At 68.6% G+C, this 17,820-nt stretch carries 14 protein-coding genes and 1 pseudogene; 5 read left to right on the top strand and 10 right to left on the bottom strand.

Features of this window, described 5'->3' with window-relative positions; translation table 11 throughout:
* Window positions 1–1,137 carry an ABC transporter ATP-binding protein gene (locus CKO41_RS07355; RefSeq protein WP_200250541.1) on the bottom strand — a complete coding sequence of 379 codons (1,137 nt, stop codon included), beginning with the start codon at window positions 1,135–1,137 and terminating at the stop codon, window positions 1–3.
* A 16-nt stretch (window positions 1,138–1,153) separates the two neighbouring features.
* Window positions 1,154–2,263, bottom strand: coding sequence for a polyamine ABC transporter substrate-binding protein (locus CKO41_RS07360; protein WP_200381691.1), 1,110 nt, complete (start codon window positions 2,261–2,263; stop codon window positions 1,154–1,156).
* Window positions 2,264–2,819: 556 nt separating this feature from the next.
* Here CKO41_RS07360 and CKO41_RS07365 point away from each other — a divergent pair.
* Window positions 2,820–3,347: an REP-associated tyrosine transposase gene (locus CKO41_RS07365; RefSeq protein ID WP_200250545.1), complete on the top strand. Its 528-nt coding sequence runs from the start codon at window positions 2,820–2,822 to the stop codon at window positions 3,345–3,347.
* A 305-nt stretch (window positions 3,348–3,652) separates the two neighbouring features.
* Here the strand turns inward: CKO41_RS07365 and CKO41_RS18900 are convergent.
* From CKO41_RS18900 to CKO41_RS07400, 7 genes and pseudogenes are all read right to left on the bottom strand, one after another.
* Window positions 3,653–3,814: pseudogene (locus CKO41_RS18900) on the bottom strand (type II toxin-antitoxin system YoeB family toxin); the annotation flags it as partial.
* 92 nt (window positions 3,815–3,906) lie between these two features.
* Window positions 3,907–5,166, bottom strand: coding sequence for a NupC/NupG family nucleoside CNT transporter (locus CKO41_RS07375; RefSeq protein WP_200381692.1), 1,260 nt, complete (start codon window positions 5,164–5,166; stop codon window positions 3,907–3,909).
* Between the two features lie 10 nt (window positions 5,167–5,176).
* Window positions 5,177–6,049: an Hsp33 family molecular chaperone HslO gene (gene hslO, locus CKO41_RS07380; RefSeq protein WP_200250550.1), complete on the bottom strand. Its 873-nt coding sequence runs from the start codon at window positions 6,047–6,049 to the stop codon at window positions 5,177–5,179.
* 117 nt (window positions 6,050–6,166) lie between these two features.
* On the bottom strand, window positions 6,167–8,185 hold the full coding sequence (locus tag CKO41_RS07385; RefSeq protein WP_200381693.1) for a putative bifunctional diguanylate cyclase/phosphodiesterase: 2,019 nt from the start codon (window positions 8,183–8,185) through the stop codon (window positions 6,167–6,169).
* A complete protein-coding gene (locus tag CKO41_RS07390; RefSeq protein ID WP_200381694.1) occupies window positions 8,185–8,466 on the bottom strand; it encodes a circadian clock KaiB family protein in 282 nt (93 codons plus the stop codon). The genes CKO41_RS07385 and CKO41_RS07390 overlap by 1 nt, the downstream gene beginning before the upstream one ends.
* Window positions 8,463–10,220 (bottom strand): DUF7125 family protein, encoded by a 1,758-nt coding sequence (locus CKO41_RS07395; RefSeq protein ID WP_200250557.1) that lies wholly within the window; start codon window positions 10,218–10,220, stop codon window positions 8,463–8,465. The genes CKO41_RS07390 and CKO41_RS07395 overlap by 4 nt, the downstream gene beginning before the upstream one ends.
* A 358-nt stretch (window positions 10,221–10,578) precedes the next feature.
* Window positions 10,579–11,439, bottom strand: coding sequence for a crotonase/enoyl-CoA hydratase family protein (locus CKO41_RS07400; RefSeq protein WP_200250559.1), 861 nt, complete (start codon window positions 11,437–11,439; stop codon window positions 10,579–10,581).
* A gap of 143 nt (window positions 11,440–11,582) precedes the next feature.
* Here CKO41_RS07400 and CKO41_RS07405 point away from each other — a divergent pair, with 143 nt between their 5' ends.
* Window positions 11,583–12,284 (top strand): transposase, encoded by a 702-nt coding sequence (locus CKO41_RS07405; protein ID WP_200381695.1) that lies wholly within the window; start codon window positions 11,583–11,585, stop codon window positions 12,282–12,284.
* Window positions 12,285–12,390: 106 nt separating this feature from the next.
* On the opposite strand, the gene apbC is transcribed toward CKO41_RS07405, so the two are convergent.
* Complete coding sequence (gene apbC, locus CKO41_RS07410; RefSeq protein WP_200381696.1) at window positions 12,391–13,482, bottom strand: iron-sulfur cluster carrier protein ApbC; 1,092 nt, start codon at window positions 13,480–13,482, stop codon at window positions 12,391–12,393.
* Between the two features lie 535 nt (window positions 13,483–14,017).
* Between apbC and metG the strand changes: the two genes are divergently transcribed.
* The 3 genes from metG (at window position 14,018) to rsxB (ending at window position 17,811) form a co-directional block, all read left to right on the top strand.
* Window positions 14,018–16,075, top strand: coding sequence for a methionine--tRNA ligase (gene metG, locus CKO41_RS07415; RefSeq protein WP_200381697.1), 2,058 nt, complete (start codon window positions 14,018–14,020; stop codon window positions 16,073–16,075).
* A 580-nt stretch (window positions 16,076–16,655) separates the two neighbouring features.
* On the top strand, window positions 16,656–17,237 hold the full coding sequence (rsxA, locus tag CKO41_RS07420; RefSeq protein WP_200381698.1) for an electron transport complex subunit RsxA: 582 nt from the start codon (window positions 16,656–16,658) through the stop codon (window positions 17,235–17,237).
* A 16-nt stretch (window positions 17,238–17,253) separates the two neighbouring features.
* Window positions 17,254–17,811, top strand: coding sequence for an electron transport complex subunit RsxB (gene rsxB, locus CKO41_RS07425; protein WP_200250576.1), 558 nt, complete (start codon window positions 17,254–17,256; stop codon window positions 17,809–17,811).
* The last annotated feature ends 9 nt before the right edge of the window (window positions 17,812–17,820 follow it).

Below are 17,820 nucleotides of genomic sequence, written 5' to 3' on the forward strand. Positions count from 1 at the left end.
TTAGTCCGCCAGCACGACGCCGCTCGTCGGCGACCACTCCATCGCGACCTCCTGACCCCAGGTCAGCGCCTGCTCGGTGCGCGGCTGGATGTTGGCGAGCGTCATCTCGACGATCTGCCCCGGGCTCACCCGGACGTGGTAGATGGAGACGTCGCCGAGGTAGGCGATGTCCTCGACGAGGCCGCGGATCTGGTTCACGGCCTCCTCGCGGAAGGCGGCGCAGAGGCGGACCTTCTCCGGGCGCACCGCGACCGTGACCGGGCTGCCGAGCGCGAGCGGCTGCGGGCAGCGCATCCGCATCGGCCGCCCGAGCGGGGTCTCGACGAGGACCTCGTCGCCGTCGCGCTCGACGACCTTGCCCTCGAACAGGTTGACCGAGCCGATGAAGCGGGCGACGAAGCGGCAGTTCGGGTATTCGTAGATGCCGGTCGGGGTATCGACCTGGACGATCTGCCCGGCGTCCATGACCGCGAGGCGGGTCGACATGGTCATCGCCTCCTCCTGGTCGTGGGTCACCGTGATGAAGGTCGTGCCGATGCGCTCCTGGAGATTGACCAGCTCGAACTGGGTGTTCTCGCGCAGGCGCTTGTCGAGCGCCCCGAGCGGCTCGTCCAGCAGCAGGAGCTTCGGGTGCTTGGCCAGGCTGCGGGCCAGCGCGACGCGCTGGCGCTGGCCGCCGGAAAGCTGGTCCGGGCGCCGTCGGCGCAGCTCGCCGATCTTGAGCAGGTCGAGCATCTCGGCGACCCGCTCGGCGCGCTCGCGGCGCGGCATGCGCTCCTGCTTGAGGCCGAACTCGACGTTCTGCTCGACCGTCATGTGCGGGAACAGCGCGTAGGACTGGAACATCATGTTGACCGGCCGGTTGTACGGTGGCAGGTCGGTCACGTCGGCCCCGTCGATGAAGATCCGCCCGCTGCTCGGGTACTCCAGGCCGGCCAAGATACGCAGCAGCGTCGTCTTGCCGCAGCCGGAGCTGCCGAGCAGCGAGAAGAACTCGCCCTGGAAGATCGACAGCGACACGTCGTCGACCGCATAGACGTCGCCGAACTTCTTCGTCACCCGCTCGATGCGCACATAGGGTTGGGCCTTGGGGTCCTGCCAGGGCTCGAGCGAGCGGCGGTCGATCGCGATGGCCATCGTCCGGGCGGTCCGGTCAGTGCCCGGACTTCAGTCGCGTCCAGAGCCTGTTGAGGTCGCGCAGCTCGCGGCTGCTGCGCTCGGCCGGCACGAAGAGCCGGGCGCGCACGGCCGGGGGCGGGTAGATGCCCGGGTCGTCGCGCAGGGCCTCGTCGAGATGGGGCGTCGCGGCCAGGTTCGGGTTGGCGTAGTAGACATAGTCGGAGACCGCCGCGATCACCTCGGGCTCGAGCAGGTAGGCGATGAAGGCATGGGCGGCCTCGGGGTTCGGCGCATCGGCCGGGATCGCCATCACGTCGGTCCAGAGGACGGCCCCCTCGCGCGGGATCAGGTAGTCGATCGCGACGCGCCCGCCGGCCTCCTCCGCGCGGGTCGCGGCCTGCAGGACGTCGCCCGAGTAGCCGTGCGCGACGCACAGGTCGCCGTTGGCCAGGTCGCTGATGTACTGCGAGGAATGGATGTAGCGGATGTGCGGGTAGATCGCCTCGATCAGCGCCTGGGCGGCGGCCAGGTCGGCCTTGGCCAGGCTGTTCGGGTCGCGACCGAGGTAGGCGAGCGCCGCCGGGATGACCTCGGCCGGGTCATCGAGCAGGCTGATACCGCAGCCGGCGAGGCGCTTGGCGTTCTCCGGGTCGAAGATCAGCCCCCAGGTATCGAGCGGCGCGTCCTCGCCGAGGGCCGCCTGGACCTTCTCGACGTTGATGCCGAGCCCGGTCGTGCCCCACATGTACGGCACGACATGGGCGTTGCCCGGATCGCCGGAGGCCAGGGTCGCCATTATCTGCGGGTCGAGGTTCGCGAGGCCCAGTAGCCTGTCCTTGTCGAGGGGCCGGTAGAGGCCGGCGGCGATGTGACGCGCGGCGAACGGGCGCATCGTCGGGAAGACCAGGTCATAGCCGCTGCGCCCGGCGAAGAGCTTGGCCTCCAGGACCTCGTTGGCGTCATAGACGTCGAGCACCGGGTGGATCCCGGTGCGCGCCTGGAAGTCGGCGAGCGTGTCCTCGGCGAAGTAGTCGTTCCAATTGTAGATGTGTAGCCGTTCCTCGGCGCTCGCGATGGCGGGCACGGCGAGGGCGGCGACGAGGAGCAGGGCCGCCGGGCGCAGCAGGACGGACAGGTGGCGCATCGGAGGTTCCTCCCGGGGACGAAGGGTTGGACTGGGCGGTTCGGGTCCTGTGCCGGAGCACCGGAAAATGCCGCGCATGCTACTGGAAAATCGCGCGTAATCCCATATGCGCTGGCAACGGGTGTGAGCCCCGCGGTGCGCCGCCTGCTTGAACCGATCCTCCGGTCTCGGGGCGCCTGCCGGGTGGTTTCGATGACAACCGGCGGCGGGTGGAGCCCATCATGAGGGGGCAAACGATGCGGTTCCTGACGTCACCGCATCCTACGTCGCCCGGTAGGATGCGGTGAGGAACGAACCGCATCGCTGGTGCTGGCGCGGATGTCGCGGTGGGGGCAAACGATGCGGTTCCTGACGTCACCGCATCCTACGTCGCCCGCTGATGCGGTGAGGAACGAACCGCATCGCTGGTGCTGGCGCGGATGTCGCGGTGGGGCAAACGATGCGGTTCCTAACGTCACCGCATCCTACGTCGCCCGCTGATGCGGTGAGGAACGAACCGCATCGTTAGGCTTCGACAGGCGGACGCTGCCGCCGGGTTAAAGGAGGTGCCTTTGCGATGACCGACTACCGGCGGTTACGGATCCCCGGGGCGACCTGGTTTTTCACCGTGAACCTGGCGCGACGGCATGACCAACGCCTGCTGGTGGAGCAGATCGCGGTGCTCGGGGAGGTCTTCCGCGCCGTCAAGGCAGCGCATCCGTTCCGGATCGAGGCGATCTGTGTGCTGCCCGACCATCTGCACTGCATCTGGACCCTGCCGGCTGGGGATTCGGCCTATGCGACCCGTTGGGCGCTCATCAAGGCCGGCTTCTCCCGAGCCCTTCCGGCTGGCGAGCCACGTTCGCAGAGCCGCGCCAAACGCGGCGAGCGGGGTATCTGGCAACGGCGGTTCTGGGAGCATGCGATCCGCGACGAGCGCGATCTCGCCCGGCACATCGATTACATCCACTGGAATCCGGTGAAGCACGGTTGGGTGCCGCGGGTTGGAGACTGGCCCCATTCGAGCTTCCATGCCTACGTGCGCCGTGGTCGTTATCCGGCCGATTGGGCCGATCCGCCGGGGCAGATCGACGCCGGCGAATAAGCCGGCGTGCCGCCCAGCCTCGGCGATCGGGTGCCGGATTTCATCGCTCCATGGATGGGGTTCCTGACGTTGCTGCATCAATGATGCGGTTCGTTCCTCACCAGCACCAGCGATGCGGTTCGTTCCTCACCAGCATCATCGATGCGGTTCGTTCCTCACCAGCATCATCGATGCGGTTCGTTCCTCACCGCACCAGCGATGCGGTTCGTTCCTCACCAGCATCATCGATGCGGTTCGTTCCTCACCAGCATCATCGATGCGGTTCGTTCCTCACCGCATCCTACGCGGCTGGGCGGTGCGTTCCAGGGAGGCGGATCGTTCGAACCGGCGAAGGGGGTGCGCAGGTTTTCGGCGACGAGTGCATTGATGCGTCGCAGGGTCTTGCGGTCTTGGGTCTGCCAGTAGAGATAGTCCGACCAGGCCTCGGTGGTCCAGGCGAGGTGTCTAGGGCACCTTGAAAAAGTCAAGGTGTCCGTGCGGGGCAATGATCAGATCACGAGCTATAGGGCAGACCTCACAGGAACCATTTCTGGATCCGGCTGGACCCCGGACGACCGGGTCAGATCACGAGGCCGATTACAGCGCCGGTGAGCAGCGTCGCCAGCGTCCCGGCGAGGATGGATTTCATGCCGAGCGCGACGATCTCGGGGCGCCGCGCTGGGGCCATGGTGCCGAGCCCGCCGATCAGGATGCCGAGGCTGCCGAGGTTGGCGAAGCCGCACAGGGCATAGGTCATGATCAGCTCGCTGCGCGGGCTCAGCGCCCCGTCCGGCAGGGCGGCGAGCTCGATGTAGGCGACGAGCTCGTTGAGGACCGTCTTGATCCCCATCAGCGAGCCGGCCGTCGCGGCCTCGGACCAGGGGATGCCGATCAGCCAGACGACCGGCGCCATCGCCCAACCGAGGAGGCGCTGCGCGGTGAGCGGGTCACCGGCGATGTCCGGCAGCAGCCCGAGGACCTGGTTGAACAGGCTGACCAGGGCCAGCATCACGATCAGCATCGCGATGATGTTGAGCCACAGCGGGATCGCATCGAGTGTGCCGCGGGTGATGGCGTCCATCGCGCTGCGCGTCTCGCTCGCGACCCGGACCTCGATCTTGGGCTCCTCTTCGGCCTCAGGGACCAGGACGCCGGCGATCAGCAAGGCGGCTGGCGCGTTGATCAGCGAGGCGGTCAGGACGTGGCCGAGCGGGTCCGGGATGACGCCGGTGAGCAGGGTCGCGTAGAGGACCATCACGGTGCCGGCGATGGTCGCCATGCCGCAGGCCATGATGCCGAACAGGGCGCTGCGCGACATGCCTTGCAGGTAGGGGCGGATCAACAGCGGCGCCTCGGTCATTCCGACGAAGACGTTGGCCGCGGCGCCGAGCCCGAGCGGCCCGCCGGTGCCGAGCGTGCGGCGCAGCAGCCAGGCGAAGGCGCGCACCGCGAGCGGCAGCACGCGCCAGTGGAAGAGCAGGGCCGACAGGGCGCTGATGACGAGGATCAGCGGCAAGGCCCGGAAGGCCAACACGAAGCTGTTCTGCGGGTAGGCGGTCTCGAACGGCGCCGCGGCGCCGCCCAGGTAGCCGAAGACGAGTTCGGTGCCGGCCTGGGTCGCCGTCTGGAGCGCGGTGGCGAGTGCGTTGAGCGCGAGGAATCCGTCCTGGAGCGGCGGCAGCTTCAGCAGCGCGACGGCGATCAGGAACTGGAGCGCGAGCCCGGCGACGATCAGCCGCGGGCGCACGCGGCGGCGGTCTTCGCTCAGCAGCCAGGCCAGGCCGATCAGCACGACCAGGCCGATGAGGCCCTGGAAGGGCAGGGCGGCGGGGTGGGCCATCGTCGGCCGCTCAGTGCCGGCCCGCGGGCGGCTGGTGGTGCGGCGCGGCGACGAACAGCTGCTGGATGTCGACCGGGTCGAAGCGGTACTCGCGGTTGCAGAACTCGCAGGTGACCGCGACGCCACCCTGGTCGGCGGCGGTGCGCTCGACCTCCAGCTGGCCGAGGGCGCGCAGCGTATCCTCGATGCGCTGGCGCGAGCAGCCGCAGCGGAAGGCGATCGGCTCGGACTCGAAGAGGCGCACCTGCTCCTCGTGGAAGAGCCGGTGCAGCAGCCCCTCGGCGGGCAGGCCGAGTAGCTCGACGCGGGTCAGGGTCCCCGCGAGCAGGCCGATCCGCTCCCAATCCTCGACCTCGCCCGCGGCGCTCGGCAGGCGCTGGAGGAGCATCCCGGCGGCGCGCTGTGGGCTCGCCTCGAGCCAGAGCCGGGTCGGCAGCTGCTCGGAGGTCGAGAAGTAGCGCCCGATCGCCTCGGCCAGGTCGCGGCCCTCCAGCGGCACGATCCCCTGGTAGGGCTCGGCGCCGCGGCGCTCGATCGTCAAGACCAGGCGGCCGGCACCGAAGGTCTCGGTGAGGCCGGCGCCGAGCGGCACCTCGCCCGTCCAGCGCGCCAACCCGCGCACCGTGCGCTGGTCGGTGGCCTGGGCGACGAGCGTGCGCAGCGGGCCGTCGCCCTGGACCTGGAGGATCAGCGAGCCCTCGAACTTGATGGTCGCGCTCAGCAGCGCGACCGCGGCGAGGGCCTGACCGAGCTGGTCCTGGACCGCGAGCGGGTAGGGGTGGATCGCGAGGACGGCGCGCCAGCTCGCGTCCAGATAGGCGAGTTCGCCGCGCACGCCGGCCTGCTCGAAGAGGAAACGGTGGAGGCTATCTGGATCGGACATGGGGTCGGACGTCTGGTGGTGTCGGGCTGTCTCGGCGGTTCGGCGCCGGCGGCCTCGGTGGGCGCCATTCTGCGGCAATCGCGCCCCGGTTGCACGCCGGCACGGCGCGCCGGGGACTCAGGGGCGTGGCGCGTCGTCGCTCGGCTGCGGCGCCTCGGCGAACCGCTCGAGCAGTGCCGTGATCTCCTCGGCCGGGGCCGGGCGGCCGAACAGGTAGCCCTGGGCCAGGTCGCAGCCGACCCCGAGGAGGAAGCGCCGTTGGGCCTCGGTCTCGACGCCCTCGGCGAGCACCTTGAAACCGAGCCGGCTGGCGAGCGCGGCGATGGCGTCGACGATCGCGGCGCTGGCGGTGTCGTCCGGCAGGCCGCTGATGAAGCTCATGTCGATCTTCAGCGTGTCGAACGGCAGGCCCTTCAGGTAGGCGAGCGATGAGTAGCCGGTGCCGAAGTCGTCCATCGCCAGTGCGAGGCCGAGGCGTTTGAGACCGGCGAGCACGGCCGGTGCCTCCTCGCGCAGGTCCATGACGACGGTCTCGGTCACCTCCAGCTCCAGGCGGTCGGCGGGAAGGCCCGTCTCCTCGAGCAGGGCCGCGACCGTCTCCACCGGGTTGCGGCGCCGGATCTCGGCGCCCGAGACGTTGACGGCGATGCGCCCGAACGGCAGCCCATCGGCCTGCCAGGCCAGCGCCTGGACGCAGGCGGTGCGCAGGACCCACTCGCCGAGGGGGAGGATGAGCCCCGTCTCCTCGGCGATGCGGATGAAGCGGTTCGGGCCGAGCAGGCCGCGCTGCGGGTGCTGCCAGCGCACCAGCGCCTCCAGCCCGATCAGGCGTCCCTGGCGCATGTCGACCTGCGGCTGATAGTGGAGCACCAGTTCGTCGTCGGCGAGGGCGCGGTGCAGGTCCGAGATCAGCATCACCCGCTCGCGGGCATAGTCCGAGAGGGCGCGCGCATAGTGGCGGTAGCCGTTGCCGCCGGACTCGCGGGCCTGATAGAGGGCGGCGTCGCAGTTCTGCATCAGCCGGGCGACGTCGTCGCCGTCGTTGGGGTAGGTGGCGATGCCGATGCTGGCGCTGATGAAGAGTTGCTGGCCGGCGAGGGCCAGCGGCCGGGCGAGCGCATCGATGATGCGCTCGGCCATCAGGCTGGCGCGGGTCTCGATGCCGGTGTCGCTCTCGATCAGCACGGCGAACTCGTCGCCGCTCAAGCGCGCGACCGTCTCGTCGGGGCGCACCAGCGCGGTCAGACGCGCGGCGACCTCGCAGAGCACCAGGTCGCCGACGCCGTGGCCGAGGCTGTCGTTGACGTGGCGGAAGGCATCGAGGTCGGCGAGGAGCAGGCCGACCTGCGTGCGGCCCGCCTTGGCCCGCCGCAGCGTCTGCTCCAGACGGGTGCGGAACAGCAACCGGTTGGGCAGGTCGGTGAGCGGGTCGCGGTGGGCGAGCCGCTCGATCTGTGCCTCGGAGCGCTTGATGTCGCTGATGTCGGAGAAGACCCCGACATAGTGGGTAACGCGGCCCGTCTCGCTGCGCACCGCGTTGATGTTGACCCACTGGGGGGCGATCTCGCCGTCCTTGGCGCGGTTCCAGATCTCGCCGCGCCAGTGGTCCTGGTCGAGGAGTTGGCGCCACATCGCGCGGAAGAAGACCGGATCGTGGTAGCCGGACTGGAGCAGGCTCGGGTTGCGTCCGAGGAGTTCATCGGCCGTATAGCCGGTGATCTGGCTGAGGGCGGCATTGACCGCGATGATCGCCGGGGTCGTATCCGTGACCATGATGCCCTCGCTCGTGTTGTCGACGGCCGCGGCGTAGAGGCGCATCTGCGCCTCGGCCTGCTTGCGTTCGGTGACGTCGCGCAGGAAGGCGACGGTCACCGTTCGGCCGTCCATCTCCATATCGACGCTGCGCAGGTCGGCCGAGACGAGCTTGCCGCCGGCGTGCTTGATCTGGATCTCGATCGGCTCGTCGGGGGTGGCGACGAAGCCGAAGTCCTGGCCGATGAGCCCCGTGCGCGGGTCGCCGAACAGGGCCGTGGCGGCCGCGTTCGCATAGAGGATGGTGCCGCGACCGTCGAGGATCAGGATGGCGTCCGAGGCCAACGCGACGATCTGGCGAAAATCGACCCGCTGGGCCGCCATCAGGCCTCCTTGAGGTCGAGTCCGACCAGGACCTTGTCGTGCTCGGAGAGGTCGCCGACGACGCGGCGTACCGGCGGGGGCAACTTCTTGATGACGACCGGGGTCGCGAGGATCCGCTCGTCCTCGGCCAGCTGTGGGCGCTCCAGGATGTCGATGACCTCGATCGCGATCTGCTGGCCCTCGGCCGCGAGTCCCGCGACGATCGCCTCCAGGTTGGCGATGGCGCGACTCGCGGCCGCCGTGCGCCCGGCGATGTAGAGGCGTAGAAGCTGACCGCTCATTCGCGGCCCCGGCTGACGGCGGCGCGCGCCCGGGCGATCTGCGCCAGGCGCTGTTCGATCTGGGCGATCCGACGGTCGAGCTCGGCGCCCTTCGCCTCCTCCTCGATCCGCGCGAGGCGCGCGGCGGCGGCCGTGACCTCGGTCAGCTGGTCGCGGGCGTGGCGGGCGCGCTCGAGTTCCTGGTCGAGCTGTTCCAGCTCGGCCTCGTCCTCGGCCGCCCGGGCCAGTCGCGCCGTGCCATAGGCGATCCCGCCCGTACCGAGGTAGGGCTCTTCGATCGCGAGGCCGGCCCCGCTGATGCGAAACTCCTTGACCTGGTTCGAGATCGGCAGGCCGCGGGCCTTGACCACGGTGATCAGTCGGTTGATCTCGCCGTCGTTCTCGTGGCGGCGCAGGCGGATCCAGACGTCGATCATCGAGGAGACGTCGAGGTGGCTGACCCCGCCGCCGTCGTCGCTGAGGAGCTCGGTGGCGATCAGCGTGACGCCCTCGGCCTTGAGCAGGTGCAGGAGCCGCAGCAGCGTCTCCTTGGCGGCCGGGTCGTGGCCGCGCCCGGCCAGGCTGCTGATCGGGTCGAGCACGACCAGGTCCGGCCGATACTCGCCGATCAGCCGCATGACCCGCATCAGGTGCTCTTCGAGGCCGAGTTCCACGGCGCGGACCGGGCGCAGCACGAGGCCGTCCTTCGGGTGGTCGTCCCGGTGGTCGTCCTGGTGGTCTTCTGGGCCGGCTGCCTCGTGCCCGTCGCGGCGGTATCGGGCGAGGTCGAGGCCGAGGACGCGCTGGTTGCGGGTCAGCTCGTCGATGCTCTCCTCGAAGCTGATGTAGAGCACCGCGAGGCCGGCCTCGCAGGCGGCGCGCACCAGGCTGCACGCGAGGCTCGTCTTGCCGGTGCCGGCCTGGCCCGACAGCAGCACGGTTGAGCCCCGATAGGGCCCGTCGCCGCCGAGCATCGCGTCCAGGCCGGGGATGCCGGTCGAGAGGCGCCGGTCGGAGACCTTGGCCGTGAGCTCGGCGCCCGTGACCGGGACGAGGAAGAGCCCGCCGGCGTCGAGCAGAAAGGGGTATTCGTTGGTCTCGTGCGCACCGCCGCGGCGCTTGACGACCCGCAGCACCCGGGTCATGACGCGGTTGGTCACCTCTTGCCTGAGCGCGATCACGCAGTCGGCGACATAGTCCTCGAGCCCATAACGGGTGCTGAACTCGCCGCGCTCCCCGGTCGTGATCAGGCAGGTCACGCGCCGCTCGCGGATCCAGTCGAAGACCCGGGCCAGCTCGCTGCGCAGGCTCGGGTAGCTCGCGAAGGTCGCCTCGATCCCGTCGATCGCATCGATCACCAGGCGCGTCGCCGCGAGGCCCTCGAGGGCATGAGCGATGCGCGCGAGGATGACCGTGAGTTCGATCGTCTCGCCGACCTGGACCTCGTTGCGGTCCGGGCGCATGTCGAGGATGCGCAGGCGACCCTCGGCGACGTGCCGGCGCGCCGGGAAGCCGAATCCCTCGGCGTGCGCGAGCAGGGCCTCGGGGGACTCGTCGAAGGTGACCAGGACGCCGGGTTCGCCGGCGGCGATGCCGTGGCAGAGGAAGGTCAGGGCGATGACGGTCTTGCCGGTCCCGGCGGCGCCGCGCAGCAGCGTCGGTCGCCCCGCCGGGACGCCGCCCCGGAGGATGCGGTCGAGGCCGGCGATGCCGGTCGGGGCGACGTCCGGACGGTGCTCGATCGTCGCCCCTTCGCGGTGCGTCTCAGCCGACATCGGCGCAATCCTCCTGCCGGTCACGTGGGGTCGCGGACCAGCGCAGCCGGCGGTTCATGGCGGACCCGGGGATGGTCGGGTGCCGGCTCGCGCGGTGCGCGTTAGGGCGCCCGGCAGGCCGGGCGGGGGCGAGTGTCAGTTCCGATGGGGGCTGCGGCCCGAGGGCCAGATCGTCGGCTCGCCTGCTCGTCATCGCGATCTTGTTCTCTGTGCGCTGCCACGGTGAGGCGCGGCGTCCTGGCGTCCGTGTCCCCGGTGGTCGAGGCCACCAGGACAATTGTGGAATCGTAGCAGAATCGCAGGCGCGCGAGCGAGGCCGCCAGCCGCCTCCGTGCGGCGGCGAGCCTTGGGGCTCTCCTCAGGCCGCGGCGATGCCCTGCTGGTGCTGCCGGGTGACCAGGCGCTCCATCATGCGCAGGTCGCGTGGCTCGAGCCGCATCGCGGTGTCGACCCAGATCTCGACGATGTCGAGCAACTCCTGCCAGCCGATCGGATGCAGATAGTCACGCACCTTGCGTACCGCGCGAAAGCCGTTGCGGGCGCGATTCTCGCGCTTGATGTAGTCATAGACGGCCGCCTCGCCCTCGCCCGTCTCGACCAGGATGTCGACCAGCCCCATCGCTTGGAGCTCCTCGGCGCTGTAGATCCGCCCGCTCAGGATCATCTGCTCGGCGCGTTTGGGATCGAGTCGGCGTGCGAGCAGGCTGTAGGCACCCATCCCGGGGAACAGATTGAACAGGACCTCGGGAAAGCCCATCCGCGCCTGGCGCTCGGCGATCAGGACGTCGCTCGAGAGGGCCGTCTCGAAGCCGCCGCCGAGGGCCTCGCCCTGGACCAACGACAGTGTCGTTACGTCGCCGTTGAAATGCCGGATGTTCGCGAACAGCGGCTCGATGCAGGCGATGCCGTAGCGTCGCAGGCCCTCGCGATCGCCCTGAATGACGTAGCGGCGGAACAGTTCCAGGTCGCCGCCGAGATTGAATATGCGAGGCGTATTCGAGGCGATGACGTGATAGCGGATGCCGAGGGGGGCGGCGTTCTGCTCGACGAACCGGCACCAGCCGATGAGGTCGGTCAGCAGTCGGGTGGAAAAACAGGGGCGGTCGGTCGGTTGCAGATAGCACCAGGCCGTTTCGTACTTGCGATCGAGGTGGGTCGCGATCTGGTCGAGATGACGGGAAGCGAAGCCGATGCTGGCGATGGAGGGCTGTGCGTTCATGCTTTATCTCCGCGAAGGCAACAAATGAAAAATCAACTCCCATGCACAAAATAAGGTACCATCATCGACAAAAAGCTGATAAAAATTATAGTTTTTGTTGCATCAGGTCACGTCCTCGAAAAGGGGTCAGAGCCCTTTTTACCATGCCTCGTAAACAGCGATTCTTTCTCCCGGACATCCCGGCCCATGTGGTGCAGCGCGGCCACAACCGTCAGCCGGTCTTCTTCGCCGACGAGGATCGTCTTGCGTACCTGTCGTGGCTGAAGGAGGGGGCCGAACGTTATTGCTGCGCCATTCACGCCTATGTGTTGATGGGCAACCATGTGCATCTGCTGATCACGCCGGACGATTCCGAATCGATCAGTCGCCTGATGCAGTATGTCGGGCGTCGCTACGTGCCTCATGTCAATCGCCGCTACGGGCGCAGCGGCACGCTGTGGGAGGGGCGCTTCCGGTCGAGCATCATCGAGACGCAGACCTACCTGCTCGCCTGCCATCGCTACATCGAGCTCAACCCCGTGCGTGCCGGCATCGTCGCGATGCCGGGGGACTACCGCTGGTCGAGCTACCGCTGCAATGCCCTAGGGTTGCGCGACGGCCTCCTCGTCGCCCATGCCGAATACCTGGCTCTCGGGCGCACGGACGACGAGCGACGTGCCGCCTACCGCGGGCTCTTCGGCGGTGCCGACGATGGGGAGGGTGATCTGAACGGGCAGTTGCGGGCCTGCCTGCGGAGCGGGACGCCGTTGGGCGAAGACGACTTCTGCGTTGGCGTCGAGCAGACGCTCGGACGGCGCATCGGCCAAGTGGCGCGGGGTCGCCCCAAAAGGCCCAAGCAGGGGTAGCCCGAAAAGGGCGAAAAAGGGGTCAGCGAAAAAGGGGTCAGAGCCCTTTTCGGAGCCCTTTTCGTTCTTTTCGTTTTCCGAAAAGGGCTCTGACCCCTTTTTTATGTCAGGTGTTTTGGATGACGATGCGCGGGAAGCGGGCGGCGTAGTCCTTGGCCTGGAGCGAGAGCTTCGCGGCGGTGCGCCGGGCGATCTCGCGGTAGATCTCGGTGACGCGCGCCTCCGGCTGGGCGACGACGGTCGGCCGGCCGTTGTCGGTCTCTTCGCGGATGTGCGCGGTGAGCGGCAGGGAACCGAGCAGGCGGATGCCGTACTGCTTGGCCATGCGCTCGCCACCGCCCTCGCCGAAGATGTGCTCTTCGTGGCCGCACTTCGAACAGATGTGGATGCTCATGTTCTCGACGACGCCGAGCACCGGCACCTCGACCTTCTGGAACATCTTGAGCCCCTTGCGGGCGTCGAGCAGGGCGATGTCCTGCGGCGTCGTGACGATCACGGCCCCCGAGACCGGCACCTTCTGGGCCAAGGTCAGCTGGGTGTCGCCGGTGCCCGGGGGCAGGTCGATGACGAGGTAGTCGAGGTCGGACCAGTTGGTGTCGTTGAGCAGCTGCTCGAGGGCCTGGGTGACCATCGGGCCGCGCCAGATCATCGGCGTCTCCTCGTCGATCAGCAGGCCGATCGACATGACCTGGAGGCCGTGGCTCGTCATCGGCTCCAGGTGGGCGCCGTCCTTCGACTCGGGCTGCCCCGTGATGCCGAGCATGCGCGGCTGCGACGGCCCGTAGATGTCGGCGTCGAGGAGGCCGACGCGCGCCCCCTCGGCGACGAGCGCCAGGGCCAGGTTGACGGCCGTCGTCGACTTGCCGACGCCGCCCTTGCCGGAGGCGACGGCGATGATGTTCTTGACGTTGTCGATCGGCTTGAGGGCCTTCTGGACCGAGTGGGCCTGGACCTGCCAGCTGACGTCGACGGTCGCGTCGGTCACGCCTGGGACGGCCAGGACCTGCTCCCGGACGGCGGCTACGATCCGCTCGGCACTGCCGGCGGCCGGGTAACCGAGGACGACGGCGACCCTGACTGCTCCGCCGTCGATCGCGATGTCCTTGACGCAGTTGGCGCTGACGAGGTCGCGCTCCAGGTCGGGCTCGACGTATCCCTTGATGGCGGCTTGGATCTGCTCTTGCGTGACTTCAGGCATGCTTTGCTCCAGATATTCTCGGTCCGGCCGGCGGTCCCGGCCGAGTGGGGGATGGATCCAGCGGCGGTCTTCGCCTTCCCCCGCGGTCCTGTCGGTCGTGGCCAGGCGCCGGTGGGTTCGTCGTCGAAGCCGGTTGCGGAAACGAACTATTGGACGCGAAGGCGGGGCCGGGGCGCAATGCGCAACCTCAGTCGGCCGACGGCCTCCGTCGTGGCCGCGGGCCGGGTCGCGGCGGTCTGCGCCGAACGTTGGTCTGGCGGTCGGTCAATTCAACCCAAAACCGGCCGTTGGGCGGTGCCCGAGGTGCGCCGTGCATCGGGCGCCGGAGCGGCCTCCACCGAGCGGGCGGGCAGGACTCGCGTCAGGCCGCTTCGCGATTTCAACGATTTGAATCCACGAGGAAGGGGCCAACTGCCGTTTTCAGGTTCCAGCAAGCGGAGTCGCGGTTGGCCCGGCGGTGATCGCTCGTGCGATACTGCGAGGTCGATTCGGCCCGGGCCCGTCGGGTCGCCCCCATTCGCAGCCGACAGACTCCATGAACGAGACACGCGACATCCTGGTCACCAGCGCCTTGCCCTACGCCAACGGGCCGATCCACATCGGTCACCTGGTCGAGTACATCCAGACCGACATCTGGGCCCGCTTCCAGAAGATGCGCGGGCACAACTGCTGGTACGTCTGCGCCGACGACGCGCACGGCACGCCGATCATGCTGCGCGCGCGCCAGGAGGGGATCGCCCCCGAGGCCCTGATCGCGCGGGTCGCGGAGGAGCATCAGGCGGACTTCGCGGCCTTCCGCATCGGCTTCGACAACTACCACTCGACCCACTCGCCCGAGAATCGCCACTACGCGACGCTGATCTACGCGCGCAATCGCGATGCCGGGCACATCGCCCGGCGGACCATCACCCAGGCCTACGACCCGGTCGAGAACATCTTTCTGCCCGACCGCTTCATCAAGGGCGAGTGTCCCAAGTGCGGCGCGCCGGACCAGTATGGCGACAACTGCGAGGCCTGCGGTGCGAGCTACTCGCCGAGCGAGTTGAAGAACCCGCGCTCGGCGATCTCGGGGGCCGTGCCCGAGCCGCGCGACTCGGAGCACTACTTCTTCCGCCTCGCCGACTTCGAGGCCATGCTCAAGGATTGGACGCGCGGCGGCAGCCTCCAGAAGGAGGTCGCCAACAAGCTCGACGAATGGTTCGCGGCCGGCCTCCAGGAGTGGGACATCTCGCGCGATGCGCCCTATTTCGGCTTCGAGATCCCCGACCATCCCGGCAAGTTCTTCTATGTCTGGCTCGATGCGCCGATCGGCTACATGGCGAGCTTCCAGAACCTCTGCGATAGCGAGCAGGGCAGGGCGGCCGGCCTCGACTTCGACCACTTCTGGGCGGCGGACTCCACCGCCGAGGTCTATCACTTCATCGGCAAGGACATCATCTACTTCCACGCCCTGTTCTGGCCGGCGATGCTGCACGGGGCGGGCTTCCGCACCCCGAGCGCCGTCTTCGCGCACGGCTTCCTGACCGTCGACGGGCAGAAGATGTCCAAATCGCGCGGCACCTTCATCAAGGCACGCACCTATCTCGATCACCTCGACCCCGAGTACCTGCGCTACTACTTCGCCGCCAAGCTCGGCCCGGGCGTCGACGACATCGACCTGAGCCTCGAAGACTTCACGGCCAGGGTCAACGCCGACCTGGTCGGCAAGGTCGTCAACATCGCGAGCCGCTGCGCCGGCTTCATCGCCAAGCGTTTCGACGGGCGCCTGGCCGAGGCGCTGCCGGCCCCGGAGCTCTTCGTCGCCTTCATCGCCGCTGGCGACTCCATCGCCGAGGCCTACGAGCGGCGCGAACTCGGCCGCGCGGTGCGCGAGATCATGGCCCTGGCCGATCGGGCCAACCAGTACATCGACGAGCAGGCGCCCTGGGTCGTCGCCAAGCAGGCGGGGCGCGAGGCCGATCTGCACGGCATCTGCACGCAGGGGCTGAACCTGTTCCGCGTCCTGATCGGCTATCTGCGGCCGATCCTGCCGGGCACGGCGGCGGCGGCCGAGGCCTTCCTGCGGGTCCCGCCGCTGACCTGGGCGGTCCTCGCCGAGCCGCTGCTCGGCCGCGAGATCGACCCGTTCAGGCCGCTGATGACGCGGGTCGACCCGGAGCGGGTCGCGGCCATGGTCGAGGCCTCGAAGGAGGACCTGGCGGCGACGGGCGACGTCGCGAGCGCATCGGCGGGGTCCAACCCGCACCTCGCGCGCGAGCCCATCGCCGAGGTCATCGACTATGACGCCTTCGCCCGGCTCGACCTGCGCATCGCGCGCATCGCCGCCGCCGAGCGGGTGCCGGGTGCCGACAAGCTGCTGCGTCTGACCCTCGACCTGGGCGGCGAGACGCGCAACGTCTTCGCCGGCATCCGCGCCGCCTATGCGCCCGAGGACCTGGTCGGGCGACTCACCGTCATGGTCGCCAACCTCGCCCCGCGCAAGATGCGCTTCGGCGTCTCCGAGGGCATGGTGCTGGCCGCCGGCCCCGGCGGCGGCGCCCTCTTCCTGCTCGCCCCCGACGCCGGGGCCGAGCCCGGGATGCGGGTCAAGTAAGGCAACTCGCGCGAGATAACGGGCGACGTTGGTTGGGTTAGGCCCGCCATCTCGGGCCTCGAGGTCTTGGTCGAGCGTTGGATACGCCCCGTAACCCAACGTCGCCGTGGCCTCCCCTTGTCCGTGTGCTGCCTAAGCAACGATTCAAGAACAACCGGCGCATCTTCTTTTAGACTGCGAAACACGCGAAACACGCGAAACACGCGAAACACACGAAAAGGCAGAATATACGCGCGAGAATCTGGGGTTTTTTCGCGACTTTCGCGCATTTCGTAGTTTCTTGTCTTCCGCGTGCTTGTATTGGTTGTTTCTGCACCGTTCCTACGCAAAGAGTGAAAAACCAGTCGTGGGCTCGCCCCCCGTTGTTTCAGCACTTATTGAACCGTTCCTGAGGCCGCGCCCTGCGGCCAGGCGCGCGGCCGCGCTTCCCCCTCTCTGCGTCGGCGCCTTTTCCCTGCCGAGGCCAGTTGTAACGAAAGGGTAGCCTGGCGTAAGCTTGGCGAATTGTGCAGTTGCAGCATTTTTCCGCCGGGGCCGGCCTGCGCCCCGGCGCGGCAGGCTTCACGAGGCGGATTTCGAGATGACAGACTATGTCCTCATCCTGGTCGGCACGGTGCTCGTCAACAACTTCGTGCTGGTCAAGTTTCTCGGCCTGTGCCCCTTCATGGGCGTGTCGAAGAAGCTCGAGACGGCGACGGGCATGGGGCTCGCGACCACCTTCGTGCTGACCCTCTCGTCGATCTGCGCCTGGGCCGTCAACGAGTACCTGCTGGTCCCGCTCGGCATCGACTACCTGCGCACGATCGCCTTCATCCTGGTCATTGCCGTCGTCGTGCAGTTCACCGAGACCGTGATGCACAAGACGAGTCCGGTCCTCTACCAGGTGCTCGGCATCTTCCTGCCGCTGATCACGACCAACTGCGCCGTGCTCGGGGTGGCCCTGCTGAATCTCCAGGAAGAGCACACCTTCATCGAGTCGGCGCTCTACGGCTTCGGTGCCGCGCTCGGCTTTTCGCTGGTGCTGGCGCTGTTCGCCGCGATCCGCGAGCGGGTCGCCGTCGCCGATGTCCCGGAGCCCTTCCAGGGCAGTGCCATCGCGATGGTGACGGCCGGCCTGATGTCGCTGGCCTTCATGGGCTTCCTCGGCCTGGTCGCCAACTGACGCTCGGGTCCCTGCCATGCTTGCCCCCATCCTTGTCATCGGCATCCTCGCCGCGCTCTTCGGGCTTCTGCTCGGCTACTCGGCGATCCGCTTCCGGGTCGAGGGCGACCCGATCGTCGATCAGATCGATGGTCTGCTGCCGCAGACCCAGTGCGGTCAGTGCGGGTTCCCCGGCTGCCGACCCTATGCCGAGGCCGTCGCCAAGGGCGAGGCCGAGATCGACCTGTGCACGCCCGGCGGCGAGGCGACCATGCTCGCCCTCGCCGATCTGCTCGGCCGCGAGCCCGGCTCGGGCGAGGGCCAGGCCGAGCGTGTCAAGCGGGTCGCCGTCATCGACGAGCAGGCCTGCATCGGCTGCACCGTGTGTCTCAAGACCTGCCCGGTCGATGCCATCGTCGGCACGACCCGCCAGCTGCACGCCGTCATTGCCAGCGAGTGCACCGGCTGCGAGCTGTGCGTCGCCCCCTGCCCGGTCGACTGCATCCGCATGGTCCCGGTCGCGAGCGACCTCTCCGGTTGGAAGTGGCCCTATCCGGCCGCGACCGCCCAGGCGGCCCAGCCGCCCGTCGCCTAGCCACCCGTC

Source organism: Thiococcus pfennigii, from assembly GCF_016583835.1.
GTDB classification, from domain to species: domain Bacteria; phylum Pseudomonadota; class Gammaproteobacteria; order Chromatiales; family Chromatiaceae; genus Thiococcus; species Thiococcus pfennigii.